Origin of the sequence: Cognatiluteimonas weifangensis, assembly GCF_003416885.1 — a bacterium.
Taxonomy (GTDB): Bacteria; Pseudomonadota; Gammaproteobacteria; order Xanthomonadales; family Xanthomonadaceae; genus Cognatiluteimonas; species Cognatiluteimonas weifangensis.
In genome coordinates, this window is record NZ_QVPD01000004.1 from 115,648 (window position 1) to 132,010 (window position 16,363).

General features: G+C 70.4%; 14 protein-coding genes and 1 tRNA gene. 3 read left to right on the forward strand and 12 right to left on the reverse strand.

Going from position 1 to position 16,363, the window contains the following annotated elements:
- The 10 genes from D0Y53_RS05270 to D0Y53_RS05315 all read right to left on the reverse strand — a co-directional run bounded on the left by D0Y53_RS05270 (position 1) and on the right by D0Y53_RS05315 (position 8,779).
- On the reverse strand, positions 1 to 522 hold the full coding sequence (locus D0Y53_RS05270) for a FixH family protein (protein WP_117202171.1): 522 nt from the start codon (positions 520 to 522) through the stop codon (positions 1 to 3).
- The gene (locus D0Y53_RS05275) at positions 522 to 2,066 is read right to left on the reverse strand and encodes a 4Fe-4S dicluster domain-containing protein (protein WP_199492001.1); all 1,545 of its coding nucleotides are present in this window, start codon (positions 2,064 to 2,066) and stop codon (positions 522 to 524) included. Before D0Y53_RS05275 ends, D0Y53_RS05270 begins: the two co-directional genes overlap by 1 nt.
- A gap of 10 nt (positions 2,067 to 2,076) precedes the next feature.
- Positions 2,077 to 2,367, reverse strand: coding sequence for a hypothetical protein (locus D0Y53_RS05280; RefSeq protein WP_117202172.1), 291 nt, complete (start codon positions 2,365 to 2,367; stop codon positions 2,077 to 2,079).
- A gap of 10 nt (positions 2,368 to 2,377) precedes the next feature.
- Positions 2,378 to 3,316, reverse strand: a complete 939-nt coding sequence (gene ccoP / locus D0Y53_RS05285; protein ID WP_117202173.1) for a cytochrome-c oxidase, cbb3-type subunit III — start codon at positions 3,314 to 3,316, stop codon at positions 2,378 to 2,380.
- Positions 3,313 to 3,480 (reverse strand): cbb3-type cytochrome oxidase subunit 3, encoded by a 168-nt coding sequence (locus D0Y53_RS05290; RefSeq protein ID WP_117202174.1) that lies wholly within the window; start codon positions 3,478 to 3,480, stop codon positions 3,313 to 3,315. The genes ccoP and D0Y53_RS05290 overlap by 4 nt, the downstream gene beginning before the upstream one ends.
- Positions 3,481 to 3,483: 3 nt before the next feature.
- Entirely contained in the window at positions 3,484 to 4,098 is a 615-nt protein-coding gene (gene ccoO / locus D0Y53_RS05295; protein WP_199492002.1) for a cytochrome-c oxidase, cbb3-type subunit II, read from the reverse strand.
- 10 nt (positions 4,099 to 4,108) lie between these two features.
- The gene (ccoN, locus tag D0Y53_RS05300) at positions 4,109 to 5,557 is read right to left on the reverse strand and encodes a cytochrome-c oxidase, cbb3-type subunit I (protein ID WP_233511676.1); all 1,449 of its coding nucleotides are present in this window, start codon (positions 5,555 to 5,557) and stop codon (positions 4,109 to 4,111) included.
- Between the two features lie 177 nt (positions 5,558 to 5,734).
- Positions 5,735 to 6,487 (reverse strand): helix-turn-helix domain-containing protein, encoded by a 753-nt coding sequence (locus D0Y53_RS05305; RefSeq protein ID WP_233511666.1) that lies wholly within the window; start codon positions 6,485 to 6,487, stop codon positions 5,735 to 5,737.
- A 31-nt stretch (positions 6,488 to 6,518) separates the two neighbouring features.
- Positions 6,519 to 7,922 (reverse strand): oxygen-independent coproporphyrinogen III oxidase, encoded by a 1,404-nt coding sequence (gene hemN / locus D0Y53_RS05310; RefSeq protein WP_117202175.1) that lies wholly within the window; start codon positions 7,920 to 7,922, stop codon positions 6,519 to 6,521.
- Between the two features lie 278 nt (positions 7,923 to 8,200).
- The gene (locus tag D0Y53_RS05315) at positions 8,201 to 8,779 is read right to left on the reverse strand and encodes an FMN-dependent NADH-azoreductase (RefSeq protein WP_117202176.1); all 579 of its coding nucleotides are present in this window, start codon (positions 8,777 to 8,779) and stop codon (positions 8,201 to 8,203) included.
- Positions 8,780 to 8,909: 130 nt separating this feature from the next.
- Here D0Y53_RS05315 and D0Y53_RS05320 point away from each other — a divergent pair, with 130 nt between their 5' ends.
- The gene (locus D0Y53_RS05320; protein ID WP_117202177.1) at positions 8,910 to 9,872 is read left to right on the forward strand and encodes a LysR family transcriptional regulator; all 963 of its coding nucleotides are present in this window, start codon (positions 8,910 to 8,912) and stop codon (positions 9,870 to 9,872) included.
- Here the strand turns inward: D0Y53_RS05320 and D0Y53_RS05325 are convergent.
- Positions 9,873 to 9,962: transfer RNA gene (locus tag D0Y53_RS05325), tRNA-Ser, on the reverse strand. It abuts the gene before it with no gap.
- Positions 9,963 to 11,134: 1,172 nt separating this feature from the next.
- On the opposite strand from D0Y53_RS05325, the gene D0Y53_RS05330 reads away from it, so the two are divergent.
- Positions 11,135 to 11,782, forward strand: a complete 648-nt coding sequence (locus D0Y53_RS05330; protein WP_117202178.1) for a response regulator — start codon at positions 11,135 to 11,137, stop codon at positions 11,780 to 11,782.
- 29 nt (positions 11,783 to 11,811) lie between these two features.
- Here D0Y53_RS05330 and D0Y53_RS05335 read toward each other — a convergent pair whose 3' ends face one another.
- On the reverse strand, positions 11,812 to 14,859 hold the full coding sequence (locus tag D0Y53_RS05335; RefSeq protein WP_117202179.1) for an Rne/Rng family ribonuclease: 3,048 nt from the start codon (positions 14,857 to 14,859) through the stop codon (positions 11,812 to 11,814).
- 466 nt (positions 14,860 to 15,325) lie between these two features.
- Here D0Y53_RS05335 and D0Y53_RS05340 point away from each other — a divergent pair, with 466 nt between their 5' ends.
- Positions 15,326 to 16,291 (forward strand): RluA family pseudouridine synthase, encoded by a 966-nt coding sequence (locus tag D0Y53_RS05340; protein ID WP_117202180.1) that lies wholly within the window; start codon positions 15,326 to 15,328, stop codon positions 16,289 to 16,291.
- Positions 16,292 to 16,363: the final 72 nt, after the last annotated feature.

Sequence of the window (16,363 nt, forward strand, 5' to 3'; positions counted from 1 at the left end):
CTAGGGCGCCTGCAGTGCCGGCGCCAGACGCGCGGCCTGCTGGCCCTGGGGCAGGCGACCGCGCAGGCGCCACTGCCCGTCGCCGGCGTCCAGTTGCAGGTTCCAGTCGTGGCCGCCGTCGATCCGCGCCGGCGCCTGCCAGCCCAGCGCCGAGGGCGGCAGCAGCAGGGTCCGGTCGGCGGACGAGCGCACCGGGTGCCGCAGCGACAGCCGCAGGGGGGCGCTGCGGTCGAAGTCGCCGCTGACCGGCAGTACCTGCACCAGTTCGCGCTTGGCATCCACGCGCACGATCGCGCTGAGCTTGCGCTGCCGTGCGCTCGCGTCCGGGCCCAGGTCGGCGTCCTGGATCTGGGCGGTGCGCCGGACCGTGTCCGGCGCGGTGTCGGTGGCGCCGTCGCCGCCGGCGACGTAGACCATGATCACGCCGCCCGCGACCGCGGCCGCCAGCAGCGCCACGATCAGCCACACCACCGGCTGGCGCCAGGGCGAGGCCGGCGTGCGGGAAGGATCGTCGTTGTCCATCACATCGGTCCGAAGAAGGTGCTGTCGACGCTCTGGCGCGCGCTGCCGTCGCTGGTTTCGATCACGAAGCGCAGCGCATGGCGGCCCCGCAGCGTGGCCGGAGCGCCGACCTGCAGCGGCAGCGACAACACCTGCTCGGCGCGCGCCTGCACCCGCTGGGTGCCGCCGCGCAGCGCCAGATCCGGGGTCTGCGATTCGATCGAGACCCGATAGGTCTGCGGCCGATCGGTCTTGTTGACCAGCTTCAGGGTGTAGCTGTTGGCGATGCCCGCAGCGGTCTGCTGGTACAGCGCGTTGCGGTCGCGCAGCACGTCGGCGATCAGCGGGCTGCGGGCGGCCACGCCCCAGGTCCAGCCGACGACCAGCGCCAGCAGCAGCGCGCCGTAGACGAAGATGCGCGGGCGCGCGACCTTGCTCGGCTTGCCGTCGATCGCGTTCTGGGTGGAGTAGCGGATCAGGCCGTGGGGGTAGCCCATCTTGCCCATCACGTCGTCGCAGGCGTCGATGCAGGCGCCGCAGGCGATGCACTCGTACTGCAGGCCGTTGCGGATGTCGATGCCGACCGGGCACACCTGCACGCACATGGTGCAGTCGATGCAGTCGCCGAGCTCGTCCGGGGCGAACTTCGGCAACGGCGCGGCCTCGGCGCCGACGTCGAAGGTGATCGTGCCGGCCGCCTGCAGCCGGTTCTGCGCGGCGCTGGGGTGCTTGCTGGCGCGGAACACGTAGTCGTACGCGGTGCGCATGTCCAGCAGCCCGCGGGCGCGCTGCAGCACGCTGGGCAGGCCGCGCTTGCGCGGGCCGCGCGGTTCCCCGCGCATCGGGTCGTAGGCGATGATCAGGGTGTCGCGGTCGAACATCGCGCTCTGGAAGCGCGCATACGGGCACATGTACTTGCACACCTGCTCGCGCAGCACCCCGGCGTTGCCCCAGGTGGCCAGGGCGTAGAACAGTACCCAGAAGGTCTCCCAGCCGTTCCAGTCGAACGGCACCAGGCGCGCGCCGAGGCTGACGATCGGGGTGAAGAAGCCGACGAAGGTGAAGCCGGTCCACAGCGCGAACGCCAGCCACAGGAAGTGCTTGCTGCCCTTGCGCAGCAGCTTCTCGCGGTTCCACGGGCCGGCATCCAGCTTCATGCGCTTCTGCCGGTCGCCCTCGGTCCAGCGCTCCATCCACAGGAAGCACTCGGTCCACACCGTCTGCGGGCAGGCATAGCCGCACCACAGCCGCCCGGCGAGCGCGGTGACGAAGAACAGGGTCAGCGCGAGGATGATCAGCAACAGCGCCAGCAGGCTGAAGTCCTGCGGCCAGAAGGTCAGCCCGAAGACGTGGAACTTGCGCGCCGGCAGGTCGAACAGCACCGCCTGGCGGCCGTCCCAGGTCAGCCACGGGAACACGTAGTACATGCCCAGCAGCCAGGCCACGGCCAGCTTGCGCAGGCGGTCGAAGCGGCCGGAAACGTCGCGCGGATAGACCTTGCGCTCGCTGACGTACAGCGAGTCGCCGCCGCCGTCCAGCAGATCGATGTCGATGGGTTTGCTCACTGCGTACTGCCTACTTCGGAAGCGACCGGTTGAACCGGCTTGCCGGCCGCAGCAGCAGCCAGGTGAACAGGCTCGAGGACGCCGTCGCCAGCCAGAAGGTGAAGAAGCCGATGGTGTAGCCCATGCCGCGGGTCAGCGGCACGTGCGGGAAGGTGATGTCGCGCAGGTCCAGCGGGTCGACGAAGGCGAAGAACACCATCGTCGCCACGCCCGCGGCGAAGAAGCTCGGCCACAGGATCGCGCCGATCCGCTGCACCAGCGGACGCGGCGGATAGTCGATTTCTGCGGTGGACGTGTTCATGCGGCGGTACTCACTGTGGCGGGGTGGCGCCCTCCGCGGCGTCGCCCTTGTGCGACAGCGACCAGACGTAGGCGGCGACCAGGCGGGCGCGGGTCTCGCCCAGCAGCCCGCGGTGCGCCGGCATGATGCCATGGCGGCCTTCGGTGATGGTCTTGCGCAACGATTGCTTGTCGTCGCCGTACAGCCAGTAGCCGTCGGTGAGGTCGGGCGCGCCCATCTCGGGGTTGCCCTTGCCGTCGATGCCGTGGCAGGCCACGCACACGCCGTCGTACAGCTGCTTGCCCTGCGCGGCCATGAAGTTGTTGCGCATCAGCGCGGGGTCGCGCAGCGCGCGCACGTAGGCGATCACGTAGTCGACCGCGTTCTCGCCACCCATCCCGGTCAGCACCTGGCCCCACGGCGGCATCACGCCCTCGCGGCCGTCGAGCACCGTCTGCAGGATGCGCTCGGGCGCGCCGCCCCAGTGCCAGATGTCGTCGCTGAGGTCGGGATAGCCGATCGCGCCCTGCGCCGAGGAGCCGTGGCAGGTGGCGCAGGTGTTGGCGAAGATCGAGCGTCCCAGCGCGAGCGCAGCCGGGTCGGCGGCCAGCGCCGGCAGCGGCTGGTCGCGATAGGGCTTGAAGGTCTCCTCGAGCCGGGCGTCGGCCGCGGCCTTGTCGCGCGCGTGCTCGCCCTGCGAACTCCAGTCGCCCAGGCCGGCGTAGCTGCCCAGGCCGCCGAACCACAGCAGGTAGCCGATGCCGAAGGCGATGGCGATGTAGAAGCCGTTGATCCACCAGCGCGGCATCGGCTTGTTGTACTCGGTGATGTCGCCGTCCCAGTAATGGCTGGTGTCCTCCGGCAGCGGGTCGCCGGGGCGACGCTTGCCGGTCCACCACAGCAGCCAGGCGGCACCGAGAATGTTGAACGCCACCAGGACGATGACGTACCAGGACCAGCCGGGACTCATGCGCGCGGCTCCCTGTGGTTGTCGCGGCCGGCCATGGCGGGATCCTCATCCAGCGCCAGGCGCGCGGCGGCGTCGAAGTCGTGGCGATGCCGCGGCTGCCAGGCCCAGGCGCAGATCGCGACGAACAGCAGCATCAGCAGCAGTGAAACGATTCCGGACAGCATCGCTCAGTCTCCGCGCGGGGCGTGCTTGCCGAGCGCCTGCAGGTAGGCCACCACGGCGTCGAGTTCGGTCTTGCCGGCGACTTCGGCCGCCGCACCGGCGATGTCGGCGTCGGTGTACGGATCGCCGATGCGCTGCAGCGCACGCATGTGCGCGGTCAGGGCGGCGCCGTCGATCCGGTTGCTCTCCAGCCACGGGAACCCCGGCATGTTCGATTCCGGGACCACCGCGCGCGGATCGACCAGGTGCACCCGGTGCCAGTCGTCGGAATAGCGCCCGCCGACCCGGGCCAGGTCCGGCCCGGTGCGCTTGGAGCCCCACTGGAACGGGCGGTCGTAGACCGACTCGCCGGCCAGCGAGTAGTGGCCGTAGCGTTCGGTCTCGAAGCGCAGCGTGCGCACCATCTGCGAGTGGCAGCCGTAGCAGCCCTCGCGCACGTAGACGTCGCGTCCGGCCAGCTGCAGCGCCGGATACGGCTTGACGCCCGGCAGCGGCTGGATCGCCTCGGCCTGGAACATCAGCGGCACGATCTCCGCCAGGCCGCCCAGCGACACCGCGACCGCGATCAGGACCGCGAGCAGGCCGACGTTCTTCTCGATTTTCTCGTGTGCGATTCCCATGCGTGCGTCCTCAGGCCCGGGCTTCGGCGGCGTCCGGCGCCAGCACCGGGTGCGGTGCCGGTGCGCGCGCCAGTTGCCGGGTGCGCCACATGTGCCAGGCCATCAGGCCCATGCCGGCCAGGATCAGCAGGCCGCCGAACAGGCGCCCGAGGTAATAGGGGTAGGTCGCCACCAGCGATTCGACGAAGCTGTAGGTCAGGGTGCCGTCGGCGTTGGTGGCGCGCCACATCAGGCCCTGGGTGATGCCGGCGATCCACATCGAGACGATGTAGAACACCACGCCCAGGGTGTGCAGCCAGAAATGCACGTCGATGAGCCGGGTGGAGTACATCTTCTCCAGCCCCAGCAGGCGCGGATACAGTGAATACAGCGAGCCGATCGAGATCATCGCCACCCAGCCCAGGGTGCCGGCGTGGACATGGCCGATGGTCCAGTCGGTGTAGTGGCTGAGCGAGTTGACGGTCTTGATCGACAGCAGCGGGCCCTCGAAGGTCGCGATCATGTAGAAGCTGATCGCCACGATCAGGAACTTCAGGATCGGGTCGGTGCGCAGCTTGTGCCACACGCCCGAGAGCGTGAGGATGCCGTTCATCGCGCCACCCCAGCTGGGCGCCAGCAGGATCACCGAGAACACCATGCCCACCGACTGCGCCCAGTCCGGCAGCGCGGTGTAGTGCAGATGGTGCGGGCCGGCCCACATGTAGATCGAGATCAGCGCCCAGAAGTGCACGATCGACAGGCGGTAGGAGTAGATCGGCCGCTGCGCCTGCTTGGGCACGAAGTAGTACATCATCGCCAGGTAGCCGACGGTGAGCAGGAACGCCACCGCGTTGTGGCCGTACCACCACTGCGCCATCGCGTCGACCGCGCCGCTGTAGAGCGGGTAGGACTTGGTCAGGGTGGCGGGAATCGCCAGGTTGTTGACGATGTGCAGCAGCCCGACCGCGATCACGTAGGCGCCGTAGAACCAGTTGGCGACGTAGATGTGCTTGACCCGGCGCCTGGCGATGGTGCCGAAGAACAGCCAGCCGTAGGCGACCCAGACCGCCGCGATCAGCAGGTCCAGCGGCCATTCGAGTTCGGCGTATTCCTTGCTCTGGGTAATGCCCAGCGGCAGCGTGATCACCGCCCCGACCATCGCCGCCTGCCAGCCCCAGAACACGAACGCCGCCAGCCGGTCGGAGATCAGCCGCACGTGGCAGGTGCGCTGCACCACGTACAGCGAAGTGGCGAACAGCACCGAGCCGCCGAAGGCGAAGATCACGCCGTTGGTATGCAGCGGGCGCAGCCGGCTGTAGGTCAGCCACGGGGTGTCGAAGTTGAGCGCGGGCCAGTACAGCTGCGCGGCGACGTAGACGCCTACCGCCATGCCGACGATGCCCCAGAACACGGTGGCGATCGTGAACTGATGCACGACCTTGTCGTTGTAGAAGTGCGCGCGGTCGGCTTGGCCGGAGATCGGCGCGCCGGCGGGCGCCGCTGGGGCTTCGAGGGTCACGTGGGGGTCCTGCGGTGTTGTCGCGTCATTTTCGCGGAGCGGGGACATCCGCGACTTGATTTCGATCAAACCGTACCTGGCTGGCGCCGTGCGTATGGCGCGGCCGCGCGCCTGCCGGCCGGTCGCGCGGGCGCCGCGCTACAGCCGCAGCACCGGCGCGGCGAGCGCTTCCAGCTTGTCGCGGGCGGCCAGTTCCAGCTCGCGCCGGTCCACCTTCAGCAGGCCGTCGTCCTGGAAGCGCTTGAGCACGCGACTGACGGTTTCCGGCGCCAGCCGCAGGTAATTGGCGATGTCGGTGCGCGCCATCGTCAGCTGGAAGCGGTCGGCCGAGAAGCCGCGCGCCGCCAACCGCCGCGACAGGCCGATCAGGAACGAAGCCATGCGCTGGTCCGCCGACCAGTCGCCGGCCAGCAGCGCGGCGTTGCCGATGTCGCGGCTCATCAGCCGGAACAGGTGCTGCTGCAGCCCCGGCACGCGGGTGGCAAGCACCGAGATCCGCGGGAACGAGAACCGGCACAGCATCACCGTGTCCAGCGCCACGGCATTGCAGGGGTAGGTCTCGCCGTCGATCGCGTTGAGCCCGATCACTTCGCCCGGCAGGTGGAAGCCGAGCACGTGCTCGCGGCCTTCGCGGTCGACGATGTAGGTCTTGACCGTGCCGGCGCGGACCGCGGCGATCGCCTCGAACGGGTCGCCTTCGCGGAACACGTGGTCGCCGGCGTGCAGCGGGCCGACGTGCTCCACCAGCATGTGCAGGTCCTTGAGCGAGGCCTTGTCCATGCCCTGCGACAGGCAGGCCTGCGAAAACGCGCAGGTGGAGCAGAAGTTCAGCTCGTCGCCATCGTCGGCCAGGACGCTGGAATCCAGCCGCGGAAATGCGGTACCGGTCACGGATGTCCCCGCGTCAGCGCCTGCCTGGGGGTCAGATCGCCCGCGAGAACCGGGGCTGGGTTCCGTTGCTGTCCGCTGGCGGGTCGAGGTACCGGTCGAAGCACATGGCAATATTACGCAACAACAGCCGGCCTTGCGTAGTGGCCACGATCCGCCCCCGCTCCAGCCGCACCAGGCCGTCGGCGACCAGCGGCTGCAGCTTTTCCAGCGCGTCGGCGAAATACGACGCGAAATCGATCGCGTAGCGCCGCTCCAGCGCGGCCACCGGGATTTCCCCCTGGCACATCAGCTGCTGGATCAGGTCGGCGCGCAGCAGGTCGTCCTCGTCCAGGCGCATGCCGCGGAACACCGGCAGGCGGCCCTCGTCAAGCGCGATCTGCCAGCTGGGCAGGTCGCGCGGGCTCTGGCTGAAGCTGTCGCCGATGTGGCTGATCGCGCTCACGCCCATGCCCAGCAGGTCGCTGTCGGCGTGGGTGGTGTAGCCCATGAAGTTGCGGTGCAGGCTGCCGCGCGCCTGGGCCCGGGCGAGGTCGTCGTCGGGCAGGGCGAAATGGTCCATGCCGATGTAGACGTAGCCGGCCGCGGTCAGCTTTTCGATCGCCAGCTGCAGCAGCGACAGCTTGGTGGCCGGATCGGGCAGGTCGGCAGGGTCGATCTGGCGCTGCGCCTTGAACATCTCCGGCAGGTGCGCATAGCTGTACACGGCCAGGCGGTCCGGGCGCATCGCGATCACCGTGTCCAGGGTGCGCGCGAAGCCTTCGGGATTCTGCTTGGGCAGGCCGTAGATCAGGTCGATGTTGACCGAGCGGAACCCGTGCTCGCGGCAGGCTTCCACCACTGCGCGGGTTTCCTCCACGCTCTGGATGCGGTTGACCGCTTCCTGCACCACCGGGTCGAAATCCTGCACCCCGAGGCTGGCGCGGTTGAAGCCGATCGCGCCCAGCGCGCCGATGTCGGCCGGGTTGGTGAAGCGCGGGTCCAGCTCGATCGACAGGTCGCGCTCGGGCGAGTCGGAAAAGTGGAAATGCCGGCGCAGGGTGTCGACCACCTCGCGCAGCTGCACCGGGGACAGGAAGTTGGGCGTGCCGCCGCCGAAGTGCAGCTGGATCACCTCGCGGTCGCGGTCGAACAGGGTCGCGGCCAGCGCGATCTCGCGGTACAGGCGCACCAGGTAGGCCTCGCCGCGGGCGAGGTCGCGGGTGATGATGCGGTTGCAGCCGCAGTAGAAGCACGGGCTCATGCAGAACGGAATGTGCACGTACAGCGACAGCCGGCGCGGGATCGGGTCGCCGTTGCTGGCCGCTGCCGCGGCGCGCAGGGCGTCCTCGCCGAAGCCCGTGCTGAACTGCGGCGCGGTCGGATAGGAGGTGTAGCGCGGGCCGGGCCGGTCGTAGCGGCGCAGCAGCTCGGCGTCGAAGCGGGGATTGGCGAACATGCATCGCAGGCTACGGAGGCGCCGGCGTGAATGCCTTGACCCCGGTCAATCCTGCGCTTCCTGCCGAACCGCCTCGTTGGCGGGGCTTCGCGGCTCCGATGCGGGCGCCGCAATCCGGAGTGCGCGAGCGCGGACGTGGCGTAGCTTCCGGCTTCCCGCGTGGCCGCCGCAAGCCGCGACTCCCGCCCGGGCACGCCGCGAGCGGTGCGCGCGGGCACGGTCGCCGGCATCATGCCGGCGACCGTGCTGCCAGGCCGCATCGGTGGCTGCGCGCCCGCTCAGGCGGCTTCGGCGAGGGGGCCGCGGATATCGGCGTGCGCCGCTTCCAGCGCCGCAGCGCGCTGCCCGGGGGAGATGGCGAGGCCCTCGGCGCGCACGAACTCGATGTCGTCGATGCCGAAGAAGCCGAACAGGAAACGCAGGTAGGGCTCCTGGAAATCCGAGGGCGCCCCCTGGTGGAAACCGCCGCGGGCGCTGGCCACGATCACCCGCTTGCCGCCGACCAGGCCCTGCGCGCCCTGGTCGGTGTAGCGGAAGGTCTTGCCGGCCACTGCCAGGCGGTCGATCCAGGCCTTGAGCGTGGAGGCGATGCCGAAGTTGTACATCGGCGCGCCGATCACCACCACGTCGGCGTCGAGGAACTCCTGCAGCGCCTGGGCCGCGGCGGCGGCCTCGGCCGGGTCGGCCGCGACCAGCGAGCCGCTGCGCAGGTGCGGCAGCGGCGCGGCGTCCAGGTCGCGGTAGGTCACGTGCAGCCCCGGCGTCGCCGCCCGCCAGCGCGCGACGATGGCGGCGCTGAGTTCGCGGCTGGCCGAGTTCTGGCCCAGGATGCTGGAATTGATGTGCAGGAGTTGCATGCGGTGTGCCTCGGACGGATGCGGCAGGGCGCCGCGACCGAACCAAGGTAGGTTGTTGCCAATTTGGAATAAAGCTAGTCAAATACCACGCATCGTTCCGGATATGGAACTAATTGCGATCGAGACGCCCATGCAGGACCTCAACGATCTGTATTACTTCGCCATGGTCGTGGACCATGGCGGGTTCGCCGCGGCCGAACGTGCGCTGGGCATCCCCAAATCGCGCCTGAGCCGGCGCATCACCCAGCTCGAGGCCGACCTCGGCGTGCGCCTGCTGCAGCGCTCCACCCGCCGCTTCGCGGTCACCGACGTGGGCAACAGCGTGTACCGCCACGCGCAGACGATGCTGGCCGAGGCCCAGGCCGCGCGCGATGTGGTCGACCGGCTCAGCGCGACCCCGCGCGGCGTGGTCCGGGTGAGCTTGCCGGTGAGCCTGGCGCAGCAGCAGATGCCGATGCTGCTGCCCGAGTTCCTTGCCCGTTACCCGGAGGTGCGGCTGCAGCTGTCGGTCAGCAACCGGCGCGTGGACCTGATCAACGAAGGCTTCGACGTCGCCCTGCGCGTGCGCTCCCGGCTCGACGACGACGGCAGCCTGGTGATGCGCAGCTTCGGCCAGATCCAGGAATTGCTGGTGGCCAGCCCGAAGTACCTCGACGGCATGGGGCGGCCGCGGGACCCGGACGAGCTCGCCGGGCACGTGACCCTGAGCATGGGTGAGGACGAGGCGCGTCAGCGCTGGGAACTGCACGGACCGGACGACGAGGTGCGCCGGATCGAGCTCAAGCCGCGCGTGGCCGGTTTCGACTTCCCGATGCTGCGATCGCTGGCGCGGCAGGGCGTGGGCATCACCCTGCTGCCGGAAACCCTATGCGCCGAGCTGGTGCGGGCCGGCGAACTGGAAGTGGTGCTGCCGCAGTGGCGCCTGCCGCAGGGCATCTGCCATGCCGTGTTCGCCTCGCGCCGCGGCCTGCTGCCGGCGGTACGGGTGCTGATCGATTTCCTCGCCGAAAAACTGCCGCCGTTGCTGCAGGCGGCACAGCTGGATTGTGAAGAGTGCGCGGGGCAGAGCGGGACGCGGGCGACACGCAAATAGTGGCGGAGAGGGTGGGATTCGAACCCACGGTGGTATCGCTACCACGCCGGTTTTCAAGACCGGTGCCTTAAACCGCTCGGCCACCTCTCCGACCGCCGCATTCTAGCTGTGTACCGCATTGCTCAGAGATGCGCGCGAGATAGGGACCCAGCGTCGCGTCTTGAAGCCGTCGGAAACGAGGCACGAACCGGCTTCGAAGGGAGTCGCCGCCCGGGCGGGCTGGAGGCGCTGCGCCCTCCTGACGACCTCCCGTCCTCAAGTCGGGGCGCGGGCCATGCATGCCTGACGGGCCGTCACGTCTGCAATCTGGAGATCGGCTTCGGCCGGAGTCGCAGCCCGACGAACCGGGGGGTGCTTCACCCTCATGACGACGTCCTCTTCAAGTTGGGTCGCAAGCCATCGATGGCTTGCGCTTGGGAAATCGGCTTCGGACGGAGTCGCCGCCCGGCGGGCTGGGGGTGCTGCGCCATCCTGATGGCGTGCTTTCTTCAAATTGGGTTGCAGGCCATGCCTGGCCTGACCTCAAGTCATGGCCTGCACTCGGGAGATCGGCTTCGGAGGGAGTCGCCGCCCGGCGGGCTGGGGGTGCTGCGCCCTCCTGACGACCTCCTGTCTTTAAGTCGGGTCGTGGACCCTCCATGGTCCACTCTCCGCACCCCCAGCCCGCCGGGCGGCGACTTCGAGGGATTGGGTGTCATCGCTTCGGGCGGCTTTTTTCTGCAGGCGCCGACTCACTTGCTAGAAGCCGGCGGCCCGGCCTGTGCGGGACCGTGGCGGCATGGGTCCGGCGCATTGCGCCGGACGGGTGGGCCAGGGAAGGCCCACCCCGGTCTTGCCGCCTGCGCAGGAGTGCGCAGACGAGCAAGCCCCCGCCGAGCCTGCAGGGGCGAAGCGGTGTGCTTGCGAAGCACTGCTTCGCGCACCGCTGAGCGCCTGGAGGCTATGCCGCCGGGCCGGACCCGCGTAGCGGGGATTCACGGCGTGTCCCGCACAGGCCGGGTCGCCGGCTTCCCCCACAAAGGTTTCCGCACTTGAAGCATGTATTCACGGCGTATCCCGCGCAGGCAGGACTGCCGGCTCCTCCGCGCAGGTTTCCGCAGCAGCCTGCTGAAAGATCACATCCAGCCTGGCGCCGTTGGCGTGGTCTTTCGGCGCACATCGGAATTTACCGACACGCCGGTGCGGGGTTCCCGTGCTTGTGGCTGCCGGTGGCCGCGCTTAGGCTGGTCCGGACCGCTCGGGGGAGCGGGTAGGGGGCTGCCATGACGATCCGTGTCTTCCTGGTCGACGACCACGCGCTGGTGCGCGCCGGCATGCGCATGATCCTGTCCGGCGAGACCGACATCGAGGTGGTCGGCGAGGCCGAATCCGGCGAGGACGCATTGCCGCAGATCCGCAGGCTCAAGCCCGACGTGGTGCTGTGCGACCTGCATCTGCCCGGCGTCAGCGGCCTGGAAGTGACCGAGCGCATTGTCCGCGGCGACCACGGCACACGGGTGATCGTGGTGTCGATGCTGCAGGACGGGCCGATGCCCAAGCGCCTGCTCGAGGCCGGCGCTTCCGGCTATGTCGGCAAGGGCGGCGATGCCGGGGAATTGCTGCGTGCGGTGCGCGATGTCGCCCGCGGCAAGCGCTACCTGGCCAGCAACATCGCCCAGAGCCTGGCGCTGTCGGGCATCGGCGGCGGGCAATCGCCGTTCGACGCGCTGTCGCCGCGCGAGCTGGAAGTGGCGATGCTGCTGACCCAGGGCCTGCGCCAGGAAGACATCGCCAAGCGCCTGAGCCTGAGCGCCAAGACCGTCAACACGCACAAGTCGCGTCTGTTCGAAAAACTCGGCATCCACGACGCCATCGCGCTGGCGCGCCTGGCCGGACAGTACGGGCTGGCCAATCCCGCGCACGCGCTGTGAGTCGCGGGCGCGGGTAAGGCGTCGTCGCCTCAGGCGTCGGGCGAGCGGTGGCGGTCGACCTGCTCCGCGTCGTCGGCGCCGGCGTCGGCCGCGAACCGGGCCGCGGCATCGGCCGCGGACGGTTCCTCGGTGGCTGGCGCGGTGTCGGGCAGGGCGTCGAACAGCCCCGGCGCCGTCGGCTCGCCGTCGAGCGCCGCCGGCTCAGCGATGCCGGGTGCGGCGATCGCGATCCGGGTGTCGATTTCGGGTTCCGCCGCCAGGGATTCCTCCACCGAGGAAGCCGTGATCTCGGCCTGCGGTTCGGTTGCGGCCGCGGGCGGCCTGGGCGCCTCCGCGGACGCCGAGGCCGGCGTCTGCTCACGGGGAGGGGCAGCGGGAATCGCTGCCGGCTCCGGGGGGGCCGCGACGACGCTCACCGGCGCGGGCACAGTGATGTCGGCAGGCGCTGCACTCGGTTCCGGGGTGCCCGCGGACTCGGCCGCGGGCCCGGGCGTGACGACGACAGCGGACGGCGCGGTCGGCGCGGAGGTGGCCGGAGCCTCGGGCGCAGGGCTCGGCACGGCAGCGGGTGCCGGCGGCTGTACCGGGCTCGAGGCAGAGGCCCCGGTGGCCGGCTGTGCGGGTGTGGACTCCGCTTGCGATCCCGGAGCCTGCGACGCCGGCGCCGGGGTCGCTTCCTCGTCCTCGAAATCGAACTCCGGTTGCGAGCGTTGCGCGGCGGCGACGTCGCCGGACCAGGCTTCGTCGTGCTCCAGACTGGCGTCCTGCGCCGTTTCGGCGGTGGCGCCGGCCTCGCCGCCCCCGCGACGGCGGCGGCGGCCGCCACGACGGCCACGGCGGCGGCGGCCCGTTTCACCGGCGGCTTCCGTGCCGGTGTCTCCGGGAACGGTGGCGGTCGCGCTGCCGGCGGGCTCCACCGGCTGCGGCGCGGACGGCGCGGCGGCGGCAGTTACCGGGGTGGCAGCGGCCGCAGCGGCGATCGTCAGCGCCGGGGTGTCCTGCGCCGGAGCGGTCGGCGTGGCGATCGACGCGGCGGTCGGAACGGCGGCTTCGGTCATCGTGGCTTGCGGCGACCGGGCATCGCTGGCGGCCGCTTCGTGGCGCGGGGGCCGCGGCGCCCTGGGCTGCTTCGGCGGGGTTTGCCGCGGCGGCTTCGGCGCCTGCTCGCCACGCGGCTTGTCCTGCCGGGGCTGGGCTGCGGCCTGGCTGCCGCGGCGTCCCTCGTCGCGGCGCTGGCCGTCGCGGGGCTTGCCGCCACGGCCGTCCCGACGCGAACCGCCGCGCTCGGCACGGCCGCCGCGATCGTCCTGCGGCGCGGCCGGCTGCGGTCGCGCCGCTGCGGCCGGAGCGCCGTCGCCGCCGCGGAAGAACCGCAGCACGCGTGCGACCAGCCCGGCCGGCTGCGCCGGTGCGGCGGCGGCCGGTGCGGGGGCCGGGGCCGGCGCGGGTTCCTCGCGCGGTTCGCGGATCGGCGCCGGCTGCGCCGGGCGCACGTTGGTGACCGCCGGCGCCGGCGGCACGTTGAGGTTGGCCTTGCTCAGGGCGATGGTCGCCAGCTTGCGCGGGGTGCCGCGCTGGTAGCTGGGCTTGCCGGTTTCCTCGCCGAGCTCGTTCTCGCGGATCCGGGTGACTTCGTAGTGCGGGGTCTGCAGCTGGTCGTCGGCGACGATCACGATCGGCGCGTCGTGGCGCTGTTCGATCTCCGCCAGCGCGCGGCGCTTCTCGTTGAGCAGGTAGTTGGCGATCTCCACCGGCGCCTGCACCAGCACCTGGCCGGTGTTGTCCTTCATCGCGTGCTCTTCGGCGACGCGGATGATCGACAGCGCCAGCGACTCGACGCTGCGCATGCGGCCGTGGCCTTCGCAGGTCGGGCATACGATCTGGCTGGATTCGCCCAGCGACGGCCGCAGCCGCTGGCGCGACAGTTCCAGCAGGCCGAAGCGGGAAATCCGGCCCAGCTGCACCCGCGCGCGGTCGGATTTGAGCGCGTGCTGCAGGCGGTTCTCGATCTCGCGCTGGTGCTTGCTGGAGGCCATGTCGATGAAATCGATCACCACCAGCCCGCCGAGGTCGCGCAGGCGCATCTGGCGCGCGACCTCCTCGGCCGCCTCCAGGTTGGTGTTGAATGCGGTTTCCTCGATGTCGCCGCCCTTGGTGGCGCGCGCCGAGTTGACGTCGACCGCGGTCAGGGCCTCGGTCTGGTCGATCACCAGCGCGCCGCCGGAGGGCAGGCGCACCTCGCGCTCGTAGGCGCCCTCGATCTGCGACTCGATCTGGAAACGGTTGAACAGCGGCACGTCGTCGGTGTAGTGGCGCAGCTTGCGCAGGTTGTGCGGCATCACCTGCTGCACGAACTCGCGCGCCTCCTCGTACATTTCCGGGGTGTCGACCAGGATCTCGCCGATGTCGGGACGCATGTAGTCGCGCAGGGCGCGGATGATCAGCCGCGACTCCTGGTAGATCAGGAACGGCGCCGGCTTGCTCAGCGCGGCGTCGGCGACCGCCTTCCACACGCTCAGCAGGTAGTCCAGGTCCCACTGCAGCTCTTCGGCATCGCGGCCGACGCCGGCGGTGCGGATGATCACGCCCATTTCGTCGGGAATCGCCAGCGCGTCCATCGCGCGCTTGAGCTCGGCGCGGTCCTCGCCTTCGATCCGGCGCGAGACGCCGCCGGCGGTGGGCGAGTTGGGCATCAGCACCATGTAGCGGCCGGCCAGGGAGATGTAGGTGGTGAGCGCGGCGCCCTTGTTGCCGCGTTCCTCCTTGTCCACCTGGACCACGACCTCCTGGCCTTCGCGCAGGAGTTCCTTCAGCCCTGCCTTGTGCGGGTCGACCCCGGCCTGGAAGTAGTCGCGGGAGATTTCCTTCAACGGCAGGAAGCCGTGGCGCTGGCCGCCGTACTCGACGAAGGCCGCCTCCAGCGAAGGTTCGAGCCGGGTGATGCGGCCCTTGTAGATGTTGGACTTCTTCTGCTCTTTGGCGGGTTGCTCGATGTCGATGTCGTACAGGGTCTGGCCATCGACGATCGCGACCCGCAGCTCTTCGGCCTGGGTCGCATTGATCAGCATGCGCTTCATGTGGCGTTCCTCGCGCGCTCCTGCACGCGACCACGCCGTGGGCGTTTCGCCTCTGGACACCGCAAGCCGTCGCTGCGCGATCTCGACCTGGTCGAGCCGGTGACGGGCGGCGGACCGCCCGCGCGCGGCGGGGCTTCAATTTCCAGCGCTACGACACCACGGCGGGCCGCGGGAGCGCTTGTTCTCGTTTTCAGTGTTGCCGGGCCGGCGTCGCGCTGCGAAGCGCGACACGCGGGTCGTGTTCAGCGCCGGCGTCTGACGCGCCGGGCGATGGCCGGGCTTGCCGGCGAGCCGCTAACATGGCCGCCCCGGGGGCGGTGGTCGCGCACTGCAGCCGGAATCGCATGGGAGGGGGCTTTCGGCCCGGTTTGCCCGGTTCCCGGATGCCATGGCACCCCGTGGGCAACTCCCTGCGAAATCAAACCTTTATCTCGCCCGGCGAGTGTAGCAGATCACAGGCGGCCCCATGGCTCATTCCGATCCGACCGAGCACCCGCCCGGCGCCCGCATTGTCCGGGTTCCGGAAGACCGGGGCGGCCAGCGCCTGGACAACTTCCTGCTCGGCCACCTTAAAGGCGCCCCGCGCAGCCTGGTCTACAAGCTGGTGCGCTCGGGCCAGGTACGGGTCAACGGCGGCCGCGCCAAGGCCGAACGCCGGCTCGAGGGCGGGGACGAAGTCCGGATCCCGCCGCTGCGCCTGCCCGCGCCCGGGGAGAAGGGCACCCCGGCCCGGGGGCTGCTGGAGGCGATGGAGGCCAGCATCGTGTTCGAGGATGCCCGGCTGCTGGCGATCGACAAACCTTCCGGCGTGGCCAGCCACGGCGGCAGCGGCATCTCCTTCGGCGCGATCGAAACCTTGCGCGCGTTGCGGCCGCGCGAGTCGCTGGAACTGGTGCACCGGCTGGACCGCGACACCTCCGGCCTGCTGCTGGTGGCGAAGAAGCGCTCGGCGCTGGCCGAACTGCAGGCGCTGATGCGCGAGGGCGCGGAGCGGGCCGGCAGCCTGCGCAAGCGCTATCTGGCGCTGCTCGTCGGCCGCATGCCCGACGGCGTGATGAGCGTGGAGGCGCCGCTGCACGTGGGCCTGCGCCAGGGCGGCGAGCGCCACGTGCAGGTCAGCGCCGCCGGCAAGCCGTCGCTGAGCCACTTCCGGGTGCTGGAGCGCCGCGGCGGCCACTCCTACTGCGAGGTGCGGATCGAAACCGGCCGCACCCACCAGATCCGCGCGCACGCGGCGCACATCGGTCACCCGGTCGCCGGCGACGACAAGTACGGCGATCCGGCGGTCAACCGGCGGCTGCGCGAGCAGATCGGGCTGAAACGGTTGTTCCTGCATGCCGCGTCGCTGGAGTTCGCGCTGGACGGCCGCACGCCCTACGTCCTCAACGCGCCGCTGGCGCCGGAATTGGTCGAAGCGCTGGATCGCCTGTAGGGCGTGGCTGGCGCGACCGCGCGGCGGAGGGGGCGATCCTTCCCGGCGCAATCCTCACAGGCGTCGCGCCCG

Coding starts and splice junctions, on each gene's coding strand:
- hemN (WP_117202175.1), bottom strand. CDS start 7,922: ATGTTCGCCAATCCCCGCTTCGACGCCGAGCTGCTGCGCCGCTACGAC.
- D0Y53_RS05330 (WP_117202178.1), top strand. CDS start 11,135: ATGACGATCCGTGTCTTCCTGGTCGACGACCACGCGCTGGTGCGCGCC.
- D0Y53_RS05270 (WP_117202171.1), bottom strand. CDS start 522: ATGGACAACGACGATCCTTCCCGCACGCCGGCCTCGCCCTGGCGCCAG.
- D0Y53_RS05315 (WP_117202176.1), bottom strand. CDS start 8,779: ATGCAACTCCTGCACATCAATTCCAGCATCCTGGGCCAGAACTCGGCC.
- D0Y53_RS05340 (WP_117202180.1), top strand. CDS start 15,326: ATGGCTCATTCCGATCCGACCGAGCACCCGCCCGGCGCCCGCATTGTC.
- D0Y53_RS05280 (WP_117202172.1), bottom strand. CDS start 2,367: ATGAACACGTCCACCGCAGAAATCGACTATCCGCCGCGTCCGCTGGTG.
- D0Y53_RS05335 (WP_117202179.1), bottom strand. CDS start 14,859: ATGAAGCGCATGCTGATCAATGCGACCCAGGCCGAAGAGCTGCGGGTC.
- ccoO (WP_199492002.1), bottom strand. CDS start 4,098: ATGGGAATCGCACACGAGAAAATCGAGAAGAACGTCGGCCTGCTCGCG.
- D0Y53_RS05320 (WP_117202177.1), top strand. CDS start 8,910: ATGCAGGACCTCAACGATCTGTATTACTTCGCCATGGTCGTGGACCAT.
- D0Y53_RS05290 (WP_117202174.1), bottom strand. CDS start 3,480: ATGCTGTCCGGAATCGTTTCACTGCTGCTGATGCTGCTGTTCGTCGCG.
- ccoP (WP_117202173.1), bottom strand. CDS start 3,316: ATGAGTCCCGGCTGGTCCTGGTACGTCATCGTCCTGGTGGCGTTCAAC.